We start from the raw sequence: 23,298 nt of genomic DNA on the forward strand, positions 1-23,298 counted from the left end.
ATCGTTAACATGATCGCCAATGGACTGGGAGAATATACATTTAGTTAAAGACTTTACTTTCAACCTGGCACTGCTTGATCAATCGTGTGTGCTGTTTTGATCGGTGCCCACTCTGGTTGGTTTTTTTGTAATTGAGCTACTAATACAGTCATATCATCTACTATCTCTCCCGCTTGGGTGCGAATCACTTCTTCTAATAACAAATCAGCCATTTCTTGAGGATTTCTCGTTTCCATGTCTCTTAATTTTCTCTTTATCCAAAGATCCACATTTTCAATTTCCCTAGGTCCATCGAAAATGCCATCACTCATCATAATAAGGTAATCATCAGCCTTTAACTGTGCGTTTACTACCTCTACGTCAAATTCTTGAATAATACCAATTGGCAAATTACTTGCTTCAATCTTTTCAATGTTGTGATGACGCATAATAAAACTTGGTGTCGATCCTATTTTCAAAAATCTCACAGAAGCTTGATGTAAATCTATCATTGCTAAATCTAACGTCGCATAAATTTCTTCATTTGTTCGTAAAGACAATATAGAATTAATCGATTTAATCGCCACTTGTTCATGCATACCTGATTCTAATATTTGTTGTAGAAGCCTTAACGTTTCTGTACTCTCTTCATGGGCTCTGTCGCCATTCCCCATTCCATCACTAATTGCTAAAGCATATTTTCCTGCACCTAGCTCCATTGACTTATAACAATCCCCTGAAACTAGACCGCCGCCTTTTGCAGCATGGGCCACACCAGTTTTGACAACATATTTACGAGCTGATCCAAATGTAAAAAAACTATGCCCCTTCGCTAACGGCGATACATCTTCCGTAACTACTATAATGGTCTCATCTAATATATCTGACAAAATTGGTGCTATAAGTTTCGCTGCTTCCCCATGATAATGTTGGAACGTTATCACCATTTCAATATCTACATTGCCTTTTTCTAAATTATATATATCTAATTTCTCTAACTCGATACCTACATGTTTTAACGCTGCCACAATATCAAGTTCTTGTTGTTCATGGTTCTCCTTTTCCTTAATAATTTCTCTAGCAAAGTTACCCATCACCTCTGATACACCATTCAGTTGTTCCGCAACAAATTTACGACTTTCTAATACTTGTTTTTTTAACTGCTTATTAGCTTGGAAAAATGATAATTCTTGCTGCATCGTATCCATGACTCTTCTTGATTTGATACAATGATTCTCAAATTGACGTTGTGTTGTTTTGTGCAACTCTTCCTCTTCTTCTAATTGGTTTTTCACTTCTCTCATCAAATCATAGGTTTTATCAAACTGTTGTACCCAACAGACCTCTTTTTTAAAGCAAGTCTGGCATGTTTTTTCAGCAACATTACTAAGATAATAATCAACTTCCACATCCTGTTCCTGTAATTGATTGGAATCTGTTTGAAAGCTTCGTGATAATGCTTTGAATACATTGGAAAACCGCTCGACTCGATGTGCGGTTACGTTTCTCACTTTTTGCAGGTATTGCTCCTGTTCTTTGGAATGTTCAACTGTACCCGGAATATATCTAGCCACCTTTTTAATGTATTGGTCTGGGGTAATAATTAACAGGACAATAGCAAAAACAGATTCCAACAAGGCAGTTGTTATATATTCCATAGAACCACCGTATAAACCTATTAACAATGTACTAATCAACAGCCCGATACTTACAGCAATCTTTTTTCCTTCTTTTAACAAACCTCCCAATAGTCCTGAAAAAGCTAATAAGCTCATCTGATAAATGTTTGCAATATTGGCTAGACTTAAAATCAATCCTGCTACAACCCCAACTGTTGAACCAATAGCAGCCCCGCCTACATAAGCAAGTAATATAACTAAATACCTTGCTAACACTTGCTCTAATTGAGCACCATATACCGTTATACCAATTAAACCTGTTAGAACAGATGCTAGTAAGATAATTAGGCATACAATTTCTTCGTTTTTTAACGTTGGTTTATACCTTTTAGGTGATAATAATGGAATGCTTTGCATAAATATTAATAGTAAGACAGCAGCTAAAACACCTTCTACTACCGCCAGTGCCCACTGAACGTACGTAAGCGGAACAGTCATGGCATAAATACTTAACCGAGGTAAAACAGCTGCGCAAAAACCAATCACAGGGAGAATCTTCTCCAACCTTTCGCTTTGATTAAAACATACACAACAAAGCAAAAAGAAAAGCACACTCAAAAAGACATATAATCCATGTTGGAAACTATATGTACAAGCTCCAATGATGGAAAATAAAATTAATGGCATTACTTTATCCCTTCGTAAATACCACACAGATGCAACGAAAGCGATCACAAAAGGAGATAATGTTGACAATATGACGGCTCGTCCTAACAAAAAGCCTAATAAACATAATAGAAAACCTTTTTCGATCATCCAATAGCTCCATTGCATGGATAGCTTCTTCTTCCAGTTTACATAAAACGGTTGATCGTTGGATATTAACGATTTTGGTTTTTCTTCTGTAAAAGTATTCATTATTATCACTCCTCTTGTCCTCATTTAAGCATATTTTTCCTCCTTTTTTTGTCAAAACAAGGAACATGCCGTTCCAAAATGTTCGACTTGTTTCTTATCAAAAAGAAGAAACTAAGCTAAAAACGACAATTCCCTATGTGTAAACATGTCAATATTGCATGAAATAAGCTATTTTTACAAAAAAACTTTTTTACCCGATTGACAGATAAGTAAAGCTGTTGTAATATATTTTTTGTCGCCTAAGATTAGGTGATCCTTTTTAATAAATGGCGGTGTAGCTCAGCCGGCTAGAGCGTACGGTTCATACCCGTGAGGTCGTGGGTTCGATTCCCTCCGCCGCTATCATGAACGAAAAAAGCTACCGATCTGTGATCGGTAGCTTTTTTCTTTATGTCATAAACCCTTTTTTACAGTCTTCTTAACATGAATTTCCTTATATAGACAGCAAGTATTTAGCCTTTTCTCGCCCCTCGTCCTCCACGCTTCGATTCTGTATGCTTACGTAATGTTGCTAAGCGATCTTCAGAATCTTTTAAGAAGCGATTCATCTTTTGCTCAAAAGATTCGCTTTTCTCGCGGTTATTTTTTGGATTACCTTGACCTTTACGACGGTTTCTTTGAGTAGGATTATCTTTTGCTTTCTTAATAGATAATCCAATTTTTCCATCGTCTTCCACATTAAGAACTTTTACTGTTACTTCATCTCCAACAGTAAGGTGTTCATTAATGTCTTTCACATAATTATCGGCAACCTCACTAATGTGAACGAGACCTGTTTTTCCTCCTGGTAGCTCGATGAAAGCCCCAAAATTAGTGATTCCTGTTACCTTTCCCTGCAACTTGCTGCCTACTTCGATTGACATAAAAAAATTGCTCCTCCTTAAATTAATAAAAAAATATACTACAATTATATTATAGCCAAGCAATAAAAACGGTGTCAATAAGATGGTTCTTCTTCTGGCAATTTAAATATAATTTCGCCTTTTTCCGTGAAGAAATAGTTAGTCTTTGCAATCTGCAATAAATACTCTTCATCATTTAATAATTCTATTTCTTCTGTCAGCTGTTCTTCTTCTTGCTTTAGTGTTGTTAACTGATTGGACAATTCGGTGTATTCTTGTTCCATATCCTTTAATTTCGCTCTTTGGTCTAAGTGATAAGTAGTTAACCCTGTCATGGTAATCATCACGACAACAGCAAAAAGAGCTAATCTGCGAACCAACCTTTTTTTTCGCTTTTGCCGCCTCTTCATTTGCGCCTGATACTGTTCAATATAAGCATCATGAATACGTGAAACATTGTTTTGTTTTACCATGGGGTACACTACCTCCTTCTAATCCAACCTCAGTCTTTTCCTATTATTCTACTACAAAACTGACGAAAATGATGTAAGTATTTTTTCACATTTTTTGGCAATAATTTATAAATAAGAGTAAAGAGTAGGTGTATTGGGTAGTATATGAGCTTGCTTATCCACTTTACCATGTAAATAATGAGGAGGAATAATTTTGTAACAACAAAAGTGATCAATGCGACTATCAGCATAATTGGTTTGATTACCATAAAATAAAAGCACCTAGCTATAATACGATAAATATGTGAGATTATTTTAAATAGCTTGTCCAACCATCGATCGTATGTTTGTTCTAATAATGCTTTAAACATCGCATAACCACATAAAATAGCTAAGAAAATGTACATTCTGATAATGCCTTCATTAACAAAATACAGAATGCCATACAAAATACCTGCTTGCAATAACCAAAAAATGATCTCCAACACATATTTACTGATAGATGAGCCTGCCCAAAAGTTCGCTACTCGGTTATAGGTATGATAAGCTATTCCTACATATACCCCGGCACCAATCATTGTAAACATGGTCAGAAATTGAGTATCAAGCGTCATTTGAATAGCTTGCTAAATATACCTTTAGCTTTCTCCCCATGCTGTTCATCTAAATAAGAAAGCTCATAAACCTTGCCTTTAATGGAAACATGCCCTGACTCCACATCTAAATTTTTCATTTGGAGATTATCTCCACGTACGACTAAATAGCCCATAACAGTTTGTAATAAAAACTCTTCACTGTCGAAACTATCCACCTCTTTAACACCATCTATCTCTAGCAAACGACGATTCATCATCTTTACATGATGTTCCATTTGGGTAGTGCTCATCGGTTTTTTATCATAATAGTTCATTTTGTTCCCTCCTTTTATCCATTATTAATTTATGAATAAAAGGACAAGTTTAGAACTACGAGTTATCACTCTTGATCAATGTATTCTTCATTTTTAATGGTGTACAAATCACTTGCTTCATCTTTTTTAACTGTATCTTTCAGTTTACTAATTTTAATAGTTAGAAGTTTTTGACCAAATTGAATCTTCAATTCATCACCTACAGCTATGGTTGTGGCAGCTTTTGCCACATTATCATTCACTAAAATTCTCCCTTGGTCTGCAATCTCTTTTGCTAAAGTTCTTCGTTTAATCAACCTGGAAACTTTCAAAAATTTGTCCAACCTCATATACGATTTCCTTTCCTCTAATCATAAATTTTCTGTTGCTTAGCTTCATTCCAAAATCGATCAAGCTCTGCTAATGAAAATTCTCCCCAAGACTTTCCACTTTGTTGCACTTGCTTTTCAACATATGAAAACCGATGCTTAAATTTTTGATTTGTTCTCATCAGTGCTGTTTCTGGATTAATGTTATAATATCTTGCTACATTAATGATTGCAAATAAGATATCTCCTAGTTCTTTTTCCATTTCAGCTTCCACATTCTCAGCAATCGCTTCTTTCCATTCCTGTATTTCTTCCTCTACCTTTTCCCACATGTCTTTAGGGTTATCCCAATCAAAACCTACTTTGGATGCCTTCTTCTGCATCTCTTCAGCTATTAATGAAGCTGACATGCCTTTTACTATTCCATCTAGTATAGACTTAGGGTCTGTTTTTTTCTCTTCGTTTTTAATCGCTTGCCATTTACGATGCAGCTCTTCTTCATCATTGATTTGTTCACCTGCAAAAACATGAGGATGTCTTCGAATCATTTTTTCCGTTATATTATATATTACGTCATCGATAGTAAAAAATCCTGCATCCTCACCAATTTGACTATGTAGCATGACTTGCAAGAGCACATCTCCTAGTTCTTCCGCTATCGCATCGTCATCTTGCTCATCAATCGCTTCCAGTACCTCGTAAGATTCTTCCAATAAATATTTTTTAAGAGATTCATGTGTTTGCTTTTTATCCCAAGGGCAGCCATTAGGTCCACGCAAGATGCGAATCGTTTCTCTTAAGCGGAAAAATTGATGATTTAAATGTTCTTTTTTCGCAGGGGGTACATAGATACTTGTTAAATTACTTAAAGACATTTGTTGATCCAGCTCTACTAAAGAAACTGCTTTAATTTGCTCTTGGTCACTGCCTGCTGCTTCTACAATGTAGACAGTGTATTCTGGCGGTAAATCTTCCATTAAGGTCAGCTTTACTTCTGAAGCCATGATGGCATTATACACTTGACAGAATACAATATGGTGACGATACTGTAACTCGTCCCTGTTAAAACTTGTTGCGTCTATAAATTGAAATCCGTCTATTGGATCTATTTTCAAAGACGCAAATAATGCATCAAGGTAACTGTGACCTCCTTGCACATTGATTTTTACATCAGATTGATCTACTAAAAGTTTAACCGTTTGTTCTGCAACCATGGGGTGCCCTGGCACGGCGTACGTTATTTCCTGTTTTTGCTTCGCTAAGTCTATTAATTGTGCCTTAATCTCCTCATAAACCTCTTCAAATTGATCATGTTTTTCGTATATTGCATCAAAGGATTGAAATAATACCCCTTCTTCTCTTAGAGTTGCGATAACTGGGTGATCGATCGTTCTGACGTAACAATCATTCTTCATACTCGTTAAATGTCTGTACAAACCTAGGGGAAGTTGGTTGATATCTCCACCGCCTAATCCTATAACATGTATTACTGGTTGCACTTCTATAACCACCTTTTTGATTTTTGTAATTTATGAAGAATCGGAATATTCTCTATTTCAGCTTTGGTAAAAGCCTTAAACCAGAAAAGACCTAAGAGATAAAGTGTAAAGCCTATTAGCACACTAACCATCACAAGAAAGAATAATTCTATTCTTGTTTCCAGTCTTAAAATAGTATTTATATATTTTATGATGATTAAACCAATTGTCATCATGATGGTAGAAAGGCTAATCGCTCTCCAAGGAATTTGAAATACTCGCTCACCTTTCATTACTTTTTTCAATTGATAAACATTCAATAGATAAATAATAAATATAGCCACAGTGGTAGCCATAGCACTTCCACTAATACCAAGCCAAGGAACAAGAAAAGAGTTTAAAATAAGCTTAACCAACAAACCAATAACTAAAACCAGTGCAGTCCACTTTATATAACCAATCCCTTGTAAGATTGAAGCAATGGTTAATACTAACGAGCTAAACAGTAAAGAAATGGATAAAATACGTAAACTGTTGCTGCCTAAGCTATTTTTAAAGAGCAATTGATTTATTTCTGGGAAAAGAATCACTAGTCCTGCCACTGCCCCTACAGATAGAATAAAACAATACTTATTTAAACTCCTTACTTTTTCCAATGTTTCTTGACGATTGGTTTGCCATTGTATTTTTGTTGCTTGCGGGATAAGTGCTAAAGCAAAAGACGAGCCGACAATCGTGACTAATTGGAGTAATGGTTGGCCACGATCAAATACTCCTTTCCATTTCATCGCTTCTTTTAATGGCATCCCTTTTGCATGAAGACCTGGTACAATGGTAAAAGCATCTGCTAGCTGCATAAACAATAACAACATATGATTCATACTAATAATCAAGCCAGGCAAAATCACGGAACGGATCAAAAACCAAACGTCTAACTTAACAGGCTGTCTCTCAATAGTTAGTCGCTTTTTCCATTGCACATATAAATATAAAAAAGACATGGTGAATGCGCTAAGACTTGCCGCAACCGCTCCAACAGCTATATCATGGTGTACAAGCTTTTCGCGGTATATCCAATAAGCGGTCCATATAATAACCGCAGCTCTTATTAGTTGTTCGATCATCTGCGAATGTGCTGTCACCTGCATTTCCGATTGTGCTTGTAAGGCGCCTCTAAGTATTGCCACAAAGGGAATACAAAGAAAAACGAAAGCGGAGTATCTTATAGGAGTTTCTAACTTTACATCTCCCATCCATTGAGCAAGCCATGGACTTAAATTAAAAATCAATATAAAAGCTATCGCACAAAATAACATTAAAGTAAAAAACAACTTCTGATATAAAGCCAAATGATATTGATCTGCTTTTCTCTCTGCCATCACCTTAGACAATGCAGCAGGAAACCCATATAACGCAAACATAAAGGCAATCCCTAAAATAGGATATATTTGCTGATAAATATAAAATCCAAGATCGCCAGTTAAATTTTGAAGCGGTATACGATAAAAAGCGCTGATAACTTTACTAATTAGACCCGCTATAACTAAAGAAAAAGCACCTTTATATATGTATTTCTTCTCTAATGGAGCATTCATAACGTCTTCCTTCACTATATATTTTACTTATCTTATCTATTTACGATTATAGCACACACATATCCAGAATTCCCCACGAGCAAAAACAGATATTATTTCCTATATATTTTCTTCCATTGAAAGAAAGCCTCTAGCCAGTGTGGTTGGCTAGAGGCTTTGGTTCGGCATTAAATATCTACTATATCTTTGTCTTCTCGCTGAACATTCCCAGATGCTTTTAAGTTAACAGATTGCCCTTCTTCTAAGTTGGTAAAAATAACTGGAGTAACGATTGAAGATGCATGTTCCTCAATATAAGAGAGATCAACCTCCATCATTAGCTGACCTTTCTTCACTTCATCGCCTTCTTCAACTTTAGCAGTAAAGCCTTCTCCTTTTAAGTTCACCGTATCAATTCCAATATGAATTAAAATTTCGGTACCATTATCCGCTAAAATACCTATCGCATGTTTGGTTGGAAAAATGTTAATGATCTTACCATTAACTGGAGATACAATTTTTCCTTCTGATGGTTTAATCGCGAAACCGTCTCCCATCATTTTTTGTGAAAATACTTGATCTGGTACTTCTTCTAACGGGATTGCTTCTCCAGCAATCGGGCTTACAAAATCTAAATTCCCTGCTGCTCCTCCTTCACTAGATCCTTCACTCTCTTCTGAAGTGCTTCCTTCTTCTTTTTGTTTCACAGGGGTTTTTCCATCCATAATATCTTGCATTTGACCTCTGATCGTATCAGAGACAGGGCCATAAATTGCTTGAATATTATTTCCTACTTCCATCACACCAGAAGCCCCTAACTGCTTCAAGCGATCTTTGTTGACTTTGTTTTTATCATCTACACTTACACGCAAACGAGTAATACATGCATCTAAATTCGTAATGTTTTCTTTGCCACCCATAGCTGTCAAGATTTCATATGGACGATCGTCTACTTCTCCGTCATCTTCTCCGCCTTCCGCTTCATCTTCACGACCTGGTGTTGCTAAATTGAATTTCTCAATTGCAAATCGAAATCCGAAGTAATAAATAACAGAGAATACTAAACCTACAACGATGACCCAGAACCACTCGGTGCGGTTTGGCATAATACCAAACAAAATATAGTCAATCAAACCACCGGAGAAGGTCATCCCAATTTTGACATCTAATAGATACATTGTCATAAAGGATAAACCGGCAAAAACCGTATGAATAGCAAATAATAATGGTGCTACGAATAAGAATGAGAATTCCATAGGCTCCGTAATACCTGTTAAGAAAGAAGTTAAAGCAGCAGAGAACATGATACCACCAACGACTTTTTTCTTTTCAGGCTTCGCTGTATGATAAATCGCTAATGCAGCTGCTGGTAAACCAAACATCATAAAAGGGAACTTACCTGTCATGAAGTTACCCGCTGTAAAATCAACACCATCTTTTAACTGTTCGAAGAAAATACGTTGGTCCCCACGAACAATTTCTCCAGCTGCATTCGTATATTGTCCGAATTCAAACCAGAATGGAGAGTAGAAAATATGGTGTAGACCGAACGGAATGAGTGCTCTCTCAATAACACCAAACACAAATGTTGAGATCGTTCTATTTGTTTCTAACATGAAATGGGACACCGCGTTAAGTCCATCTTGCGCGAACGGCCATACTAAATACATGACAATCCCTAAAATCAGAGATGAAAATGCTGTAATGATAGGGACAAATCGCTTTCCTGCAAAGAAACCAAGAAACTGTGGCAATTCTATATTAAAGAATCGATTATACATATATGCAGCTAAAATACCTACGATAATCCCACCAAATACACCTGTACCAAGTGTAGGAACACCTAGTACGTTTTCATAAGCTGGATCTGACGTCATTTCTGCAGTAATGTCACCAAAAACACTCATCGTGACATTCATAATTAAATAACCGATAATAGCTGCAAGACCTGCAACCCCATCACCTTTTGCTAAACCGATTGCAACACCAACCGCAAATAGCAATGGCAAGTTATCAAAAACAATACCACCAGCTTCTGACATAACGGCTAGTATCGTTTGTACAATTTCATTTCCGAACCATGGGAATTTTTCTACCCATTGGTCTTGGGCAAAGCTAGTACCAAATGCTAACAATATACCTGCAGCAGGTAATAATGCAACTGGAAGCATTAATGCTTTACCAACTTTCTGCAAAGTACCAAATACATTAGACATTTTGAAAGTCCTCCTCCATCTATTATGTTTTAGATTAAAAGAATCCAACACAATTACTTTTTTCCATAAAAAATAAAAAAAGACATGAGCAAAAGAGTTTTCCGTCTCCATATGGGTATACTTCACCCATTAGATTAACCGAAAACAACCTTTTTACTCATGCCTGATCGAATCAGTAACACGTTACGATGATTGTGTTAAGCGTTGTAAATGAATCGTTAAATATAAGACCTCTGATTCATCCACTTGTTTATGTAATTGTTGTTGCATTACTTTAATTAATTTCCACGCAAGATTATAGCATACTGGGTAAGTTGATTTCAATAGTTTTGCTAAACTTGGTTCTTTTCCTAAAGGTTCGTCTTGATATACTCGCTCTATTGCACGATGTAAGTGCTGGATTAGACGGTTATAATTAATATCATTTCGATTTAATTCAACTTCCAACTGATCTTCAATCATACTTACGAGTTGAGAAATCAATTTATGGTGTCTATTCATTTCACGTAACGATTTATCTGTCACTGCACTATGGATGTGCAGTGCTATAAAACCAACCTCTCCCGAGGGTAAATCAACCCCTGCTTTTTCTTTTAAAACCGCTACCACTTCTTGTGCAACATGATATTCTTTTGGATAAAGTGATTCTATCTCAAAAAGAAACGGGTTGGAAAATTGTACATTTTGATTCACTCTATTAATAGCAAAAGATAAATGATCGGTTAATGCTACGTGAATATGCTCATGCAATGCTTCTCCCATACGCTTTTCTATCAAAATGATCACATCATTTAAAATCTCCATCAAATTTTGATCAACATGTGAGATTAACTGCTTATACTGTGCCTGCTCCTGTTCGCTCTTTAACAGGAATGTTTTTTCAGCTTGCTCTACCGGTACAACATCCCCTTTTTTCTTAGCAAAGCCAATCCCTTTACCAATCAAAATGACTTCTTGATAGATGGGATGTGTCGCTATTAACACATTATTATTTAACGCTTTCTTCACGAGCATTTCCTTTTGCACCTTTTCCACCTCATTTCTACTTGCACCTTGATACATTCTACTAGATAAATCACTTTTTGACTAATCAAAAAAAACTAGCGTAGAGATTATGTACTCTACACTAGTAATCATCGCCCTTGTTATTCCATTTGTTTAGCTAAGAAATTAGTAGCCGTATGGAGGACTTTTTCTTCTGCATCTGTAAAGGTTTGATCACCTCGAGACACCAGTACCATACAGCCAATTGGATCACCGCCTGCTACAATTGGCTGCATCATATAACCCGAGCATTCCTCTTCTTTATTTTCCATTAATTCTACCGTGCTTTCGGATTTTTCGACGATCGGCTTACGCCCATCCATTGCTTCATCAATTTGCTTGGAAATATGTTTTCCCATATATTCCTTTTTAGATTCACCAGCTACTGCTATAAATTCATCTCTATCACTTATTAAAACGGATAACCCTAATGAATCAAATAAAGCTTCCGCATACTCGGTAGCAAAATCACCTAATTCGCTGATCGGAGAATATTTCTTCAAAATAACTTCCCCGTCTCGATCAACAAAGATTTCCAAAGGATCTCCTTCACGAATACGTAATGTTCTACGTATTTCTTTTGGTATCACGACCCTTCCTAAATCATCAATTCGACGTACAATGCCTGTTGCTTTCATGTTAATCATTTACCTCACTTTCTGTTATGGACATTGTTTACAATTATTTCTAAACTACTGAAATAATTATGATGTAAGGTTAGTATGATGAATTATTATGAAAACTATACTTATTTCTAAAATAATTTCTAAATTTGGCATTATACGACAGTTGGACGTTGCATTTCTGTTAATGTTTGAATAAACTCTTCTAACATTTCATAGCGCTTATGCCACTGTCTCTTATCAAAACGAAACACTACTTTCAATTTCCGTTCTTCCGTACCAAGCTGAATAATTCTGCCATATTGATTGGCAAACTCAAATAACTTGGCACCGTCTACTTCTTGACTTCTGTTTTCCTCTACCAAAACTTCAATCTTTTGTTTGCGTTCTGTTATAGATTCAATTTTTTCTTTTTTGGCAACCATTTTTAATTTCGAAACATGGAATAAGTTTTCCACTTGCTCCGGATATTCACCGAATCGATCGATTAATTCGTCTCGTAAATCATGAATATCTTCTTCTGATATAATAGCTTGGAACCTCTTATACATGTCTATTTTTTGCTTTTCGTCTGGTATATACTCATCTGGAATATAGGCATCAATTTGAAGATCTAACTCTACCTCAAATGGCTGAACTTCTTCTAAATCTTTCCCCTGCTGCTTTGCTTCTACTGCTTCTTTTAACATTTGCGAGTACATATCAAAACCGACAGAGTCTATAAACCCATGTTGTTGAGCTCCTAAAATGTTCCCCGCACCTCTGATGGACAAGTCTCGCATTGCAATTTTAAAGCCTGAGCCTAATTCAGTGAATTCTTTAATAGCTTGCAGCCTCTTTTCTGATACTTCGGATAATACTTTATCTTGTTGATAGGTAAAATAAGAATAGGCAACTCGATTAGAGCGTCCTACCCTCCCTCTCAATTGATAGAGCTGACTAAGCCCCATATGATCAGCATTGTACACAATCAATGTATTCACATTCGGAATATCAACACCAGTTTCAATGATCGTTGTGCTAACTAAAACATCAGCCTCTCCTTCTAAAAAGGAAAACATCACATTTTCTAATTCTGACTCGTTCATTTGCCCATGAGCAACTGTCACCCGTGCTTCTTCAACTAATGCTTGTATTTCCTGTGCAATTCGTTCAATTGAATCCACTCTATTATATAAGAAAAACACTTGCCCTCCCCGAGCTAACTCTCTTTCAATCGCCTCACGAACGAGCGGCCCATTATACTCCATTACATATGTTTGAATCGGAAAACGGTTTTCTGGCGGTGTCTCTATCACTGAAAGATCTCTGACCCCAAGCATTGACATATGTAATGTACGTGGTATTGGAGTAGCCGTTAATGTTAGTACATCTACATTTGTTTTTAATTGTTTTATTTTTTCCTTATGCTTGACACCAAATCGTTGCTCCTCATCCACAATTAATAAGCCTAAGTCTCTATAAACGACATCCTTTGATAAAAGACGATGGGTACCAATAACAATATCAACGGTTCCATTTTTCAACCCTTTTAATGTGTCTGTTTGCTGCTTTCTTGTACGAAAACGACTTAATAAACCGATATTGATAGGATAATCCTGGAACCTCTCCATAACCGTCTCATAATGTTGTTGAGCTAATATGGTTGTCGGAACTAGTATCGCAACTTGCTTCCCATCAGCTATCGCTTTGAAAGCAGCTCGAATAGCAACTTCTGTTTTCCCATACCCTACATCTCCACATAGTAAGCGATCCATTGGACGTTTCTTCTCCATATCTTGCTTAATTTCTTCAATACAGCGCAGTTGGTCCTCCGTTTCTTGATAAGGAAAGGCTGCCTCAAAATCTCTTTGCATTTCTGTGTCCTCTGAGAAAGCATAGCCTTTTGCCGCTTCCCTTTCCGCATATAATTTCATGAGGTCATCCGCAATATCTTCTACTTTAGATTGAACTTTTCTTTTAACTTTTTTCCATTCGTTCCCACCAAGTGTGTAAAGCTTAGGCTCCTTCCCTTCAGAGCCCACATATTTTTGCACCAAATCAATTTGTTCGATTGGTACAAATAATTTATCATCACCGGAATACTTTAAAAGCATATAGTCCTTATGCAAACCATTTAATGACAGGGTCTCAATCCCAACATAGCGACCAATACCATGGTTTGAGTGTACGACATAATCGCCAATTTCCAACTCTTGATAACTTTTAATCCTTTCTGCATTAGACACTTTTTTCTTTCTTTTTGTTCGTGTTGTTTTTTGCTTAAATAGTTCACTTTCTGTAATAATAGCTAGCTTATGCATTGGCAATTCGAAACCACTACTGATATTTCCTGTTGTAATAGCAGGCTGTGACAATGGAAGATCAGGCAATGAATCACTTATTACTGCAGACATTTGATAATCTTCTAAAATAGATTGAACTTTTTCTACTCTTTGTTGATTTGGAGCCATAATCACCACAGAGAAGTCAGCTTTTTGCCATCTTTCCATTTCATTTTGCAATAAATGCATTTGTCCGTGGAACTGCTGCATGGCACGGCATGAAATATTAACAATATTGGAAGGATTCGTATTTGGGATATGACGCAGAAACACAGACAAATATAGTCGTGGCTGTGTCATTTTTGCCCACACATCATACCAATCAAAAGATAAATGCATGCTTTTTAAAGCTTGGTTTCTCTCTAAATGATCTTTTAGCCATTCCGCTTCTTCATCATCTAAGTGAAGCGCAGTTTCTTGTACCCTGCTCATTTCATCAAGTATAATCAATCCGTCATCTGGTAAATAATCTAACAAACTACTTTGAACATCATAGAAATAAGATATGTATTTCCTCATACCTTGGAAGCGTTCACAATGCTGTAGACGTTCAATATCTCCAGATATAGATTCCAATACTTCTTGTTTATCCGCATCTTTCTTTAAACTTTTCAACGTTTGTTGCAATGCTTTCTCCAGGCGCTGTGCTGCTGCTACTAAATCATGATCATTTAAAAGTTGTTCAGAAGCAGGCAATATACCCACGTGTTCAGCCTTATCCAACGACCTTTGCGTTTCTGGTTCATAAAAGCGAATAGAGTCTACTTCATCATCAAATAATTCAATTCTTACTGGCTTTTGTTTGGTTAACGGATAGATATCTAAAATACCACCGCGAAGACTAAATTCACCTGGATTACTTGTCATATCTTGACGCACATAACCCATTTCTACTAAACATTGCAAAGTGTGATCCATGTCAATGATTTCCGAAACCTTAAAGTGAAGTTGGTACTTCTTCCAATACTCTATTGGCGGAAGCATGCGTTTTAATGCAGCGACTGGAGCAATTAAAATACCTTTGTCTGACTCCAGCCAATGTACTAATGCATCAATTCGTTGGCTTAACAATTCTGGACTAGCAACTGCTAGTTCCGATGCTAACAATTCATTTACAGGGTAGAGATAGACATCAGATTGTTCTGAAAACTCCAGTAAGTCGTCATATAATTGCTGCGCTTGTGTTAGTTGGTGAGTTAACACTAAAGTCTTCTTCTTTGAAGCATCATGCGCCATTGCTGTTAATACACTCCGTGCTGACCCAGATAATCCTGATACCAACTGCTCCTTTAAACCTGACTGAATGCCATCTATTATCGAATATATATCGTCTCGATCCTTTAAGTAATGTTTAATTTCTTGCATAGCGCTCCCCCTACATACACTTAACCTAATATATGCTTGTTTTTAGTAAACAATGATCAATATAATTGCTTCTATAACCTTTTATACGTGCAAAAATGCTTTGGCATTAAACCAAAGCGATTTTTACCTTCATCCTATTGAATAAAAAAATCTAACTCATGATACTGCGGGTTGTTATCTAATAAACTTTGACAATTTTCACAGATAGTGTGAAGCGTTACACTTTGATCTGGTCTGTAATTCATGAGTTTTTCTTTTTCTTCCATGGATAATACATTCCAACCTATTTTTTCCAGATCAATCATGTTAGGGTTTATTCTGCCCACTTCACAACTACAGTGTTTACACGTATAAATTAAACTCATGATAGGACCCTCCATTTAAAGGTTCTACTTTCCGTCATGTACTTTTATTTTTGCCCTATCACTTTGTCACTATACGTGCTTTATTCATTATCATATTATTTATTATAATCGTTCATCACAATGGAAAAAGGTTTATCCATCCATACTTCCATCGCATCCGCTGCATGTGTTACCGCATCTTGCAGCACCGGTTCTTCCTCTTTGGAAAACTTACCCAACACATAATCAATAACGGACATTGGTACATCGGGTCTGCCTATTCCAAAGCGCAAACGATTAAAACGCTTTGTTCCTAAATGATCGATGACCGATCTGACACCATTATGACCACCGTGTCCACCAGTTTGTCTTAATCGTACTCTCCCTAGTGGTAAGTCTAGATCATCATAAATCACGACAAGATCTTCAGCATCTATTTGATAAAAATCCATTAATGGTCGAATAGACTCACCAGACAAATTCATATAAGTTTGCGGTTCTAACAGAATAATTTTGTCCTGCTGCGTATTTTCAACTGTAAATAGTCCATGAAATTTATTTTTAGACAACTTCCATTGGTTGCGTCTTAAAATCTCCTCCACAACCATAAATCCAACGTTATGTCTCGTGGATTCATATTTTTTACCTGGATTACCCAACCCCACTATACACTTCATACCTTACTTCTTCCTTTAACCATGTATTATATGAATTTAGTGTAACATAAAATTCGATTATTCTATAATTTTATCTACTGAAAGAAGACGCAGCTCTTTTACGCTGCGTCTTCTTTTATTCTTTTTATTCTTCCTCATCATCCGAATCCGACTTTTCATTGGCGACTTCTGGTTCTTCCTCTGTCGTTTCTTCTTCAGGTGGTTCTTCATCAGGGACTAAGACTGATACAATGGTTGTATTCTCATCTTCTAGTATTTCATAGTTCTTACCTTCCTTTAAATCTGAGACAAGAATACTATCGCCTACACCTAAGTCCGATACATCTATTGATATTTGCTCTGGAATATCATTTGGTTTTGCTCTAACCGCTAACTCATAAAGCGGCTGCTGTACAACGCCACCTTCATTTGCGCCTTTGGCTTCTCCTTCCAGAGAAATCGGAACCTGGACATCCATTTCTTCCTTCATGTTTACTACATAAAAGTCAGCGTGGACAAGTTCATCCTTAATAGGGTCTATCTGATAATCGTGAAGCATTACATCAAACGATTCTCCATCCACTTTTAAAGAGATAATAGCATTTTTCCCTTCATCTCTAACTGTTTTTAATAGTTCCATGCTATTCACCGATACTGTCTTCGGTTCTACGTTGTAACCATAGACTATCGCTGGAACATCTCCTGTTGATCTAAGCTCTTTCGTTGTTGAAGTTTGTAGATCATGACGCGCTTTTGCTTGTAATGCTACTGCCAATTCGATCACCCTCCATATTTTTAACCGTTATATGCCTATTTTTCCCTTGTTTATAAACAGTTAAACCTATTTTTCTAAGAAGTGACCTTTTTCATATAGTTTTATATCCAATATCAATTTCAGCGCATCTTAAATCAAAGCTGTTTTCTAAAAGATTGTTGCTTATTAAAAAACATCACTGCACAATAGCTATATACTGCGCATTAACTTTAACATGACTTTCTCATTCTTACTTAGGTGAGTGCTAGTACCGCGCTGCGGAAAAACACTCGCTTTCCGTGGGGAACGCTTCAGCCTCCTCGGAAGCAAAGGGCGCTTCCTGCGGGGTCTTCAGACTGTTCCTTTCCCACAGGAGTCTCGCATTTTTCCGCAGCTTAGGTTGGTGCTCGTTTTGAGTGAGAAAATATCATCAAACCTATGGAAAAATGAAATAAATCATAAATCGTACCACTCACTAGCGTAGACAACATACGGAGACTCCTGTGGGACAGCGAGAGCTGAAGATCCACTTGGTAAAGGGTTTTTCTTTACCAAGTTAGCTAAAAACCGCCCACGGAAAGCGAAGTATGTTGTCGGAGCGTATGATTACAGGCTTCAAAAATGAGGGAGATTTAAGCACTATATTAATATTTTACTGTGTCGCTGTTTTGTTCAATTGTGTATTAAAATAAAACCATGCAAAGCCAAAAGAGCTTTAATCAAACAAAATACTTACAGATTGGCGTTCATGGACGCGAATGATTGCCTCGCTAATTAAAGGTGCTACAGACAATTGTGTTACTTTATCAATTTGTTTTTCTTCGCTTAAAGGAATACTATTCGTGACCACTAACTCCTTAATTTTAGAGCTTTGAATTCTATCAATAGCTGGACCTGATAGAACAGGGTGTGTACAGCATGCATAAACATCTGTCGCCCCATTTTCAATTAATGCGTTTGCCCCTAACGTAATCGTACCTGCTGTATCAATTATATCATCAATTAATATGGCTGTTTTCCCTTCAATATTACCGACAATATTCATAACCTCAGCAACATTTGGGCGCGGGCGTCTCTTATCAATAATGGCAATCGGTGCCTTTAATCGATCAGCTAATTGACGAGCACGTGTCACCCCACCATGGTCAGGTGATACCACTACAATATCTTCCAGTTCTTTTTTGCTCCAATAGCTAGAAAGAATTGGTACACCAACTAGCTGATCTACTGGAATATCAAAAAAGCCTTGAATTTGTGGTGCATGCAAATCTAATGTAATGACACGAGAAGCTCCTGCTGTTTGTAATAAGTCGGCAACAAGCTTAGCTGTAATTGGTTCGCGAGCTCTTGCCTTTCTATCTTGACGTGCATACCCATAATAAGGCATTACGATATTAATCGATTTAGCAGATGCACGCTTTAACGCATCAATCATAATTAGAAGTTCCATAATATGCTGGTTCCCTGGCTCGCAAGTAGATTGAACAACATATACGTCACAGCCTCTAATACTTTCTTCAATATTAATTTGGATTTCACCATCACTAAACTTCGTTACCGAGCTTTTACCCAAGTCCACTCCGATATTTGCAGCAATCTCTTCTGCTAGTCTCGGATTCGAATTTAATGTAAAAACTTTTAACTTGGAATCCTTATATTCGGACATGATTTTCCCTCCATCATCTTTATAATCCCTTACTTATATTTCTTGGCATACCCTTCCTTATTTAATTGCTTTACTCGGCTAATCGATAACGCATCACCAGGTACATCTTCATGGATGGTCGAACCTGCTGCCACTAATGCACCTTTACCAACCGTTACAGGGGCGATCAGATTTGCATTGCAGCCAATAAATGCGTCATCTTCAATTTTCGTTAAGTACTTATTTTTCCCATCATAATTCACAGTGATGGTTCCACAACCTATATTAACACCACTTCCAATTTCAGCATCACCAATATAGCTTAAATGAGGTACTTTACTTTTATCATCTATTTTTGATTTCTTAATTTCAACAAAATTACCGATTTTTACATCATTACCTACATTAGCTGAAGGACGTATATGGGCGAACGGACCAACTTGTACCCTTGCTCCAATATAGCTGGAATTAGCAACACTATGTCTAAGTACGGTCCCTTCACCAATATGACAATCGTTCACTTCAGCATTCGGGCCAATTTCCGCATCCTTTTCAATGGTAGTATTACCTTGAATGACACAGCCTGGGTGGATCGTAACATCTTCTGCTATGTTCACATCAGTTCCAATGTACGTCTGATTCGGATCAATAATACTAACACCATTACGCATATGTTGCTCATTAATTCTTTCTTTCATGTACTGCTCGGCTTTAGACAATGCAACACGATCATTAACCCCAATTGTTTCATGGAAATCATCTGTTTGATAGGCTACCACTTTTTCGCCTTCTTTTTGAGCGATTTGAATCACATCCGGTAAATAATACTCACCTTGTGCATTATCATTGGAAACGTTTTTTAATGCTTCGAATAGCAATTGGTTATCAAAGCAATATGTACCTGTATTAATTTCCTGTACCTGTTGTTCTTCAGCTGTAGCATCTTTTTGTTCGACTATCTTTTCGACTTGATTATGATCATCTCGAATGATCCTGCCGTACCCTGTTGGATTCTCTGCATGAGCAGTTAAAATAGTCACTTTTGCCTGTTGCTCTTCATGGTAATCTAACACAGCTTGTAGTGTTTCTTTGGTTAGCAGCGGGGTATCTCCACATACCACAATGGTTGTTCCCTGCTTGTCTTGCAAAAACTTTTCTGCTTGTTGAACAGCATGGCCAGTCCCTAACTGCTCTTCTTGTACCACAAATTCTGAATCGTTTCCTAATTGATCCTGAACCTTCTCCGCACCAAACCCTACAACGGTTGTAATACTTGATAGCTGTAAAGATTTCAATTGGTCTACCACATGATGTACCATTGGTTTTCCTAAAACCGGATGTAGCACTTTATATAATTTAGATTTCATTCTTGTTCCTTTTCCAGCAGCAAGCACAACTGCATAACGATTAGACACGTTTAACCCTCCATTTCATCCTTCATAGGATTATCATGTATTTTTTATCAGCACTGTTTCAATTATGTACAATACTATCCCAATTATGAATATATACGAAACAGAGAGCATTTTCAATCATGAAAGGTAAGAACATAAGAAAAACCGGGCAAAACCGGCCCGGTCTCCTTTATAATTTTTCTGACATACATAAACTTTGTGATAGACATTTAATGCGTCCTAAGATGATATAACTCGATCAATGATGAGTGCAAGTCTTGCTGCTGAAAAACTCTCGCTTTCCGTGGGGAACGCTTCAGCCTCCTCGGTATTACGAACGAATTTGATGCTTTCTTTCCTATCAAAAAAAGTCTAATCCAAAATTTTGGATTAGACTTTTTGCACCATTTTTATGAAGCACCAGCTTCTTCATATTCAACTTCAGCTTCACCCACACGATGATATTCTTCCAATACAGCATCCTGAATTTTTGCTCGAGTGTTCGAATTAATCGGATGCGCAATATCTCTAAATTCACCATCGGGAGTACGCTTAGAAGGCATTGCTACAAACATTCCATTATTTCCATCGATCACACGAATATCATGAACAACAAATTCCTGATCTAATGTAATAGATGCGATTGCACGCATTCTTCCATCGGTATTCACGCGGCGTAATCTTACGTCAGTTACTTCCATTATGTATCACCACCTTTTCCCTTATATAAGAACTTATTATTTAAATTCAACAAATTTTCGAAAATTCCTGCTTAAATACAAAATTTTTTGAATATTTATTTTTTTTACGGGAAAAGGGAGGGGATAAGGTTTAATAAAAGTAATTCCCTTTCGTTACTTCAATTTGTTTATTATTATCATCAACATTTTTAATTTGGACTAAAGAAACATAATCGTCAACAACCCGGTCTTCTTCCTCGTCCTCTGCTTCTGCTAATACACCTATTGCTCGAACATTTGCATTAAATTCTTGTAATAAACTCTTCATCCCATTAATGGTACCCCCAGCCTTCATAAAATCATCTACAATACAGACGTTTTCCCCTGGCTGCAGGCTGCGCTTAGAGAGCACCATTGTTTGAATTTTCTTAGAAGATCCGGAAACATAATTGATACTCATGGTAGACCCCTCCGTCACTTTGGGGTCTCGACGAACTATGACGACAGGTACATTTAAAAAAGATGCAACTGCATACGCTAACGGAATCCCCTTCGTAGCAACGGTCACAATCGAGTCGATTTCCAAATTCGCAAATTTGGATGCAAACAGGCGTCCAATATTTCGGACTATGTTTGGATTTCCTAATATATCACTCATGAATAAATACCCTCCGGGGAGGATTCTTGTTGGATCTGCTAAATCGTTGCATAGCTTCTCAATAAATTGATTACTATGCTCTGAAGACATAGCTGGGATATACTTCACCCCACCAGCTGCTCCTGAGATAGAAGCTAAATAACCAATGCCATCTGCTTGGAAAATACGGTTCATAATAGCTAAATCCTCACTTATCGAGGATTTGGCAGCCCCATACGTTTCAGAGAAAAAAGGTAATGAGATAAGTTCCATCGGGTGTTCTATTAAATAATTGGTCATTGCTACTAAACGATCACTTCGTTTCATGACTACACCTCAAAATCCGAATGTTTTGTGGTAAATATAACATTATATACGTGTTTAATCAAGTGTTTGATTAACTCCTAACATCCGGACTACAAATACTTCTTCACAAAATCCTCTTAAGCTGTTGTAAAGCCTCATGGCTCTACTTTCATGTTTCACCAAACCAAATACAGTCGGTCCGCTTCCACTCATTAAAACAGCATCCGCACCTGAATCGACCATTTGTTGTTTGATTTGTTGTACCTCTGGATTTTTGGGAAGTGTCACGGATTCTAATACATTTTGAAGACGAGCACACATATCTTCATAATCGGAACGGTAAATAGCATCTATCATCGCTTTTGTATTAGGATGTTCCATTTCATCTAATTTTAACGACTTATAGACAGATTGTGTAGAAACACCTTGAGAAGGCTTAGCAAGGATTACCCAACACTTAGGAGGTGGAGGTAATTCTGTTATTTTTTCTCCACGTCCTTTTGCTAATGCCGTTGAATTATATACACAAAAGGAAACGTCTGATCCTATCTCTGAACCCAATTCCGCTAATCTCTCCACACTCAGCTTTAAATTCCATAATTGATTTAATCCTCGTAACACCGCTGCAGCATCACTACTTCCACCAGCTAATCCTGCTGCGACAGGTATTTGTTTATCTATTTTGATTTTAACTCCCGCTTTCACCTTATAAGTTTCTTGAAGTAATTTAGCTGCTCTGTAGGCTAAATTCCGCTCATCATTGGGAACAAAACGATTTTCTGATTCAATTACTATGGTTTGTTCTTCTAACCAAAACATTTCCACTCGATCAGATAAATCAACGGTTGTCATGACCATTTCTACTTCATGATATTGATCAGGGCGCTTATAAAGAACATCTAAGGATAAGTTGATTTTTGCAGGGGCTTTTTCCAAAATATACATATTTATGTCACCTACTTCTATTCCCTCAATCTAAATAATGCTTTATGTAAAGATACCATAAATGCAATAAAGGAACAAAGCCTAACTAGGCTTTGTTCCTATTCATGTTCTCTTCTGCGATTTGCACAGCTCGTTTTACCATGTTTCCCGCATCTCTTGCAGTTATTCCGCCCCAACCATCATTTTGCACTGTGTCGTAAAAACCTAATTCTTTAGCAAGCTCTTCTTTAAAACGGTGTGACATTATCCCCCGTCTTCTGCTCATCGAAGATTACTTCCCTTCTG

Annotated in this window: 21 protein-coding genes and 1 tRNA gene; 1 reads left to right on the forward strand and 21 read right to left on the reverse strand. The window is 37.0% G+C overall.

Annotated elements, in window-relative coordinates:
• Positions 1–59 precede the first annotated feature (59 nt).
• Positions 60–2,516: a stage II sporulation protein E gene (gene spoIIE, locus GHD00_RS16945; protein ID WP_163539351.1), complete on the reverse strand. Its 2,457-nt coding sequence runs from the start codon at positions 2,514–2,516 to the stop codon at positions 60–62.
• Positions 2,517–2,784: 268 nt separating this feature from the next.
• Here spoIIE and GHD00_RS16950 point away from each other — a divergent pair.
• Positions 2,785–2,858: transfer RNA gene (locus GHD00_RS16950), tRNA-Met, on the forward strand.
• Between the two features lie 110 nt (positions 2,859–2,968).
• On the opposite strand, the gene GHD00_RS16955 is transcribed toward GHD00_RS16950, so the two are convergent.
• The 20 genes from GHD00_RS16955 to GHD00_RS17050 all read right to left on the reverse strand — a co-directional run bounded on the left by GHD00_RS16955 (position 2,969) and on the right by GHD00_RS17050 (position 23,278).
• Complete coding sequence (locus GHD00_RS16955) at positions 2,969–3,379, reverse strand: S1 domain-containing RNA-binding protein (RefSeq protein WP_163539352.1); 411 nt, start codon at positions 3,377–3,379, stop codon at positions 2,969–2,971.
• Between the two features lie 74 nt (positions 3,380–3,453).
• Positions 3,454–3,831: a septum formation initiator family protein gene (locus tag GHD00_RS16960; RefSeq protein ID WP_163539353.1), complete on the reverse strand. Its 378-nt coding sequence runs from the start codon at positions 3,829–3,831 to the stop codon at positions 3,454–3,456.
• Between the two features lie 29 nt (positions 3,832–3,860).
• Positions 3,861–4,424 (reverse strand): spore cortex biosynthesis protein YabQ, encoded by a 564-nt coding sequence (yabQ, locus tag GHD00_RS16965; RefSeq protein WP_163539354.1) that lies wholly within the window; start codon positions 4,422–4,424, stop codon positions 3,861–3,863.
• Positions 4,421–4,720 carry a sporulation protein YabP gene (gene yabP, locus GHD00_RS16970; RefSeq protein WP_163539355.1) on the reverse strand — a complete coding sequence of 100 codons (300 nt, stop codon included), beginning with the start codon at positions 4,718–4,720 and terminating at the stop codon, positions 4,421–4,423. The genes yabQ and yabP overlap by 4 nt, the downstream gene beginning before the upstream one ends.
• A 65-nt stretch (positions 4,721–4,785) precedes the next feature.
• Entirely contained in the window at positions 4,786–5,049 is a 264-nt protein-coding gene (locus GHD00_RS16975) for an RNA-binding S4 domain-containing protein (RefSeq protein WP_163539356.1), read from the reverse strand.
• A 17-nt stretch (positions 5,050–5,066) separates the two neighbouring features.
• Positions 5,067–6,527 carry a bifunctional methyltransferase/pyrophosphohydrolase YabN gene (gene yabN, locus GHD00_RS16980; protein ID WP_163539357.1) on the reverse strand — a complete coding sequence of 487 codons (1,461 nt, stop codon included), beginning with the start codon at positions 6,525–6,527 and terminating at the stop codon, positions 5,067–5,069.
• A 2-nt stretch (positions 6,528–6,529) separates the two neighbouring features.
• The gene (locus GHD00_RS16985) at positions 6,530–8,101 is read right to left on the reverse strand and encodes a putative polysaccharide biosynthesis protein (protein WP_163539358.1); all 1,572 of its coding nucleotides are present in this window, start codon (positions 8,099–8,101) and stop codon (positions 6,530–6,532) included.
• A 167-nt stretch (positions 8,102–8,268) separates the two neighbouring features.
• A complete protein-coding gene (gene ptsG / locus GHD00_RS16990; protein ID WP_163539359.1) occupies positions 8,269–10,296 on the reverse strand; it encodes a glucose-specific PTS transporter subunit IIBC in 2,028 nt (675 codons plus the stop codon).
• Positions 10,297–10,479: 183 nt separating this feature from the next.
• Positions 10,480–11,322 carry a glucose PTS transporter transcription antiterminator GlcT gene (gene glcT / locus GHD00_RS16995; protein ID WP_163539361.1) on the reverse strand — a complete coding sequence of 281 codons (843 nt, stop codon included), beginning with the start codon at positions 11,320–11,322 and terminating at the stop codon, positions 10,480–10,482.
• A gap of 119 nt (positions 11,323–11,441) precedes the next feature.
• Positions 11,442–11,978 (reverse strand): stage V sporulation protein T, encoded by a 537-nt coding sequence (spoVT, locus tag GHD00_RS17000; protein ID WP_163539405.1) that lies wholly within the window; start codon positions 11,976–11,978, stop codon positions 11,442–11,444.
• A gap of 140 nt (positions 11,979–12,118) precedes the next feature.
• Positions 12,119–15,652, reverse strand: coding sequence for a transcription-repair coupling factor (gene mfd, locus GHD00_RS17005; protein WP_163539363.1), 3,534 nt, complete (start codon positions 15,650–15,652; stop codon positions 12,119–12,121).
• A gap of 134 nt (positions 15,653–15,786) precedes the next feature.
• Positions 15,787–16,017 (reverse strand): anti-sigma-F factor Fin, encoded by a 231-nt coding sequence (fin, locus tag GHD00_RS17010; RefSeq protein ID WP_163539365.1) that lies wholly within the window; start codon positions 16,015–16,017, stop codon positions 15,787–15,789.
• A gap of 95 nt (positions 16,018–16,112) precedes the next feature.
• A complete protein-coding gene (gene pth, locus GHD00_RS17015; RefSeq protein ID WP_163539366.1) occupies positions 16,113–16,673 on the reverse strand; it encodes an aminoacyl-tRNA hydrolase in 561 nt (186 codons plus the stop codon).
• A gap of 124 nt (positions 16,674–16,797) precedes the next feature.
• Positions 16,798–17,427, reverse strand: coding sequence for a 50S ribosomal protein L25/general stress protein Ctc (locus GHD00_RS17020; RefSeq protein WP_163539368.1), 630 nt, complete (start codon positions 17,425–17,427; stop codon positions 16,798–16,800).
• 694 nt (positions 17,428–18,121) lie between these two features.
• Positions 18,122–19,075, reverse strand: a complete 954-nt coding sequence (locus tag GHD00_RS17025) for a ribose-phosphate diphosphokinase (protein WP_163539406.1) — start codon at positions 19,073–19,075, stop codon at positions 18,122–18,124.
• Positions 19,076–19,101: 26 nt separating this feature from the next.
• Positions 19,102–20,466, reverse strand: coding sequence for a bifunctional UDP-N-acetylglucosamine diphosphorylase/glucosamine-1-phosphate N-acetyltransferase GlmU (gene glmU, locus GHD00_RS17030; protein ID WP_163539369.1), 1,365 nt, complete (start codon positions 20,464–20,466; stop codon positions 19,102–19,104).
• A 389-nt stretch (positions 20,467–20,855) separates the two neighbouring features.
• Positions 20,856–21,146 carry a septation regulator SpoVG gene (gene spoVG, locus GHD00_RS17035; RefSeq protein ID WP_163539370.1) on the reverse strand — a complete coding sequence of 97 codons (291 nt, stop codon included), beginning with the start codon at positions 21,144–21,146 and terminating at the stop codon, positions 20,856–20,858.
• Between the two features lie 130 nt (positions 21,147–21,276).
• Entirely contained in the window at positions 21,277–22,089 is an 813-nt protein-coding gene (gene purR, locus GHD00_RS17040) for a pur operon repressor (RefSeq protein ID WP_163539371.1), read from the reverse strand.
• A gap of 54 nt (positions 22,090–22,143) precedes the next feature.
• Positions 22,144–23,013, reverse strand: a complete 870-nt coding sequence (gene ispE, locus GHD00_RS17045; RefSeq protein WP_163539373.1) for a 4-(cytidine 5'-diphospho)-2-C-methyl-D-erythritol kinase — start codon at positions 23,011–23,013, stop codon at positions 22,144–22,146.
• 85 nt (positions 23,014–23,098) lie between these two features.
• Positions 23,099–23,278, reverse strand: a complete 180-nt coding sequence (locus GHD00_RS17050; protein WP_163539374.1) for a small, acid-soluble spore protein, alpha/beta type — start codon at positions 23,276–23,278, stop codon at positions 23,099–23,101.
• Between the last annotated feature and the right edge of the window lie 20 nt (positions 23,279–23,298).

The sequence above is a fragment of the Gracilibacillus sp. YIM 98692 genome (assembly GCF_010993965.1).
GTDB lineage: Bacteria > Bacillota > Bacilli > Bacillales > Amphibacillaceae > Gracilibacillus.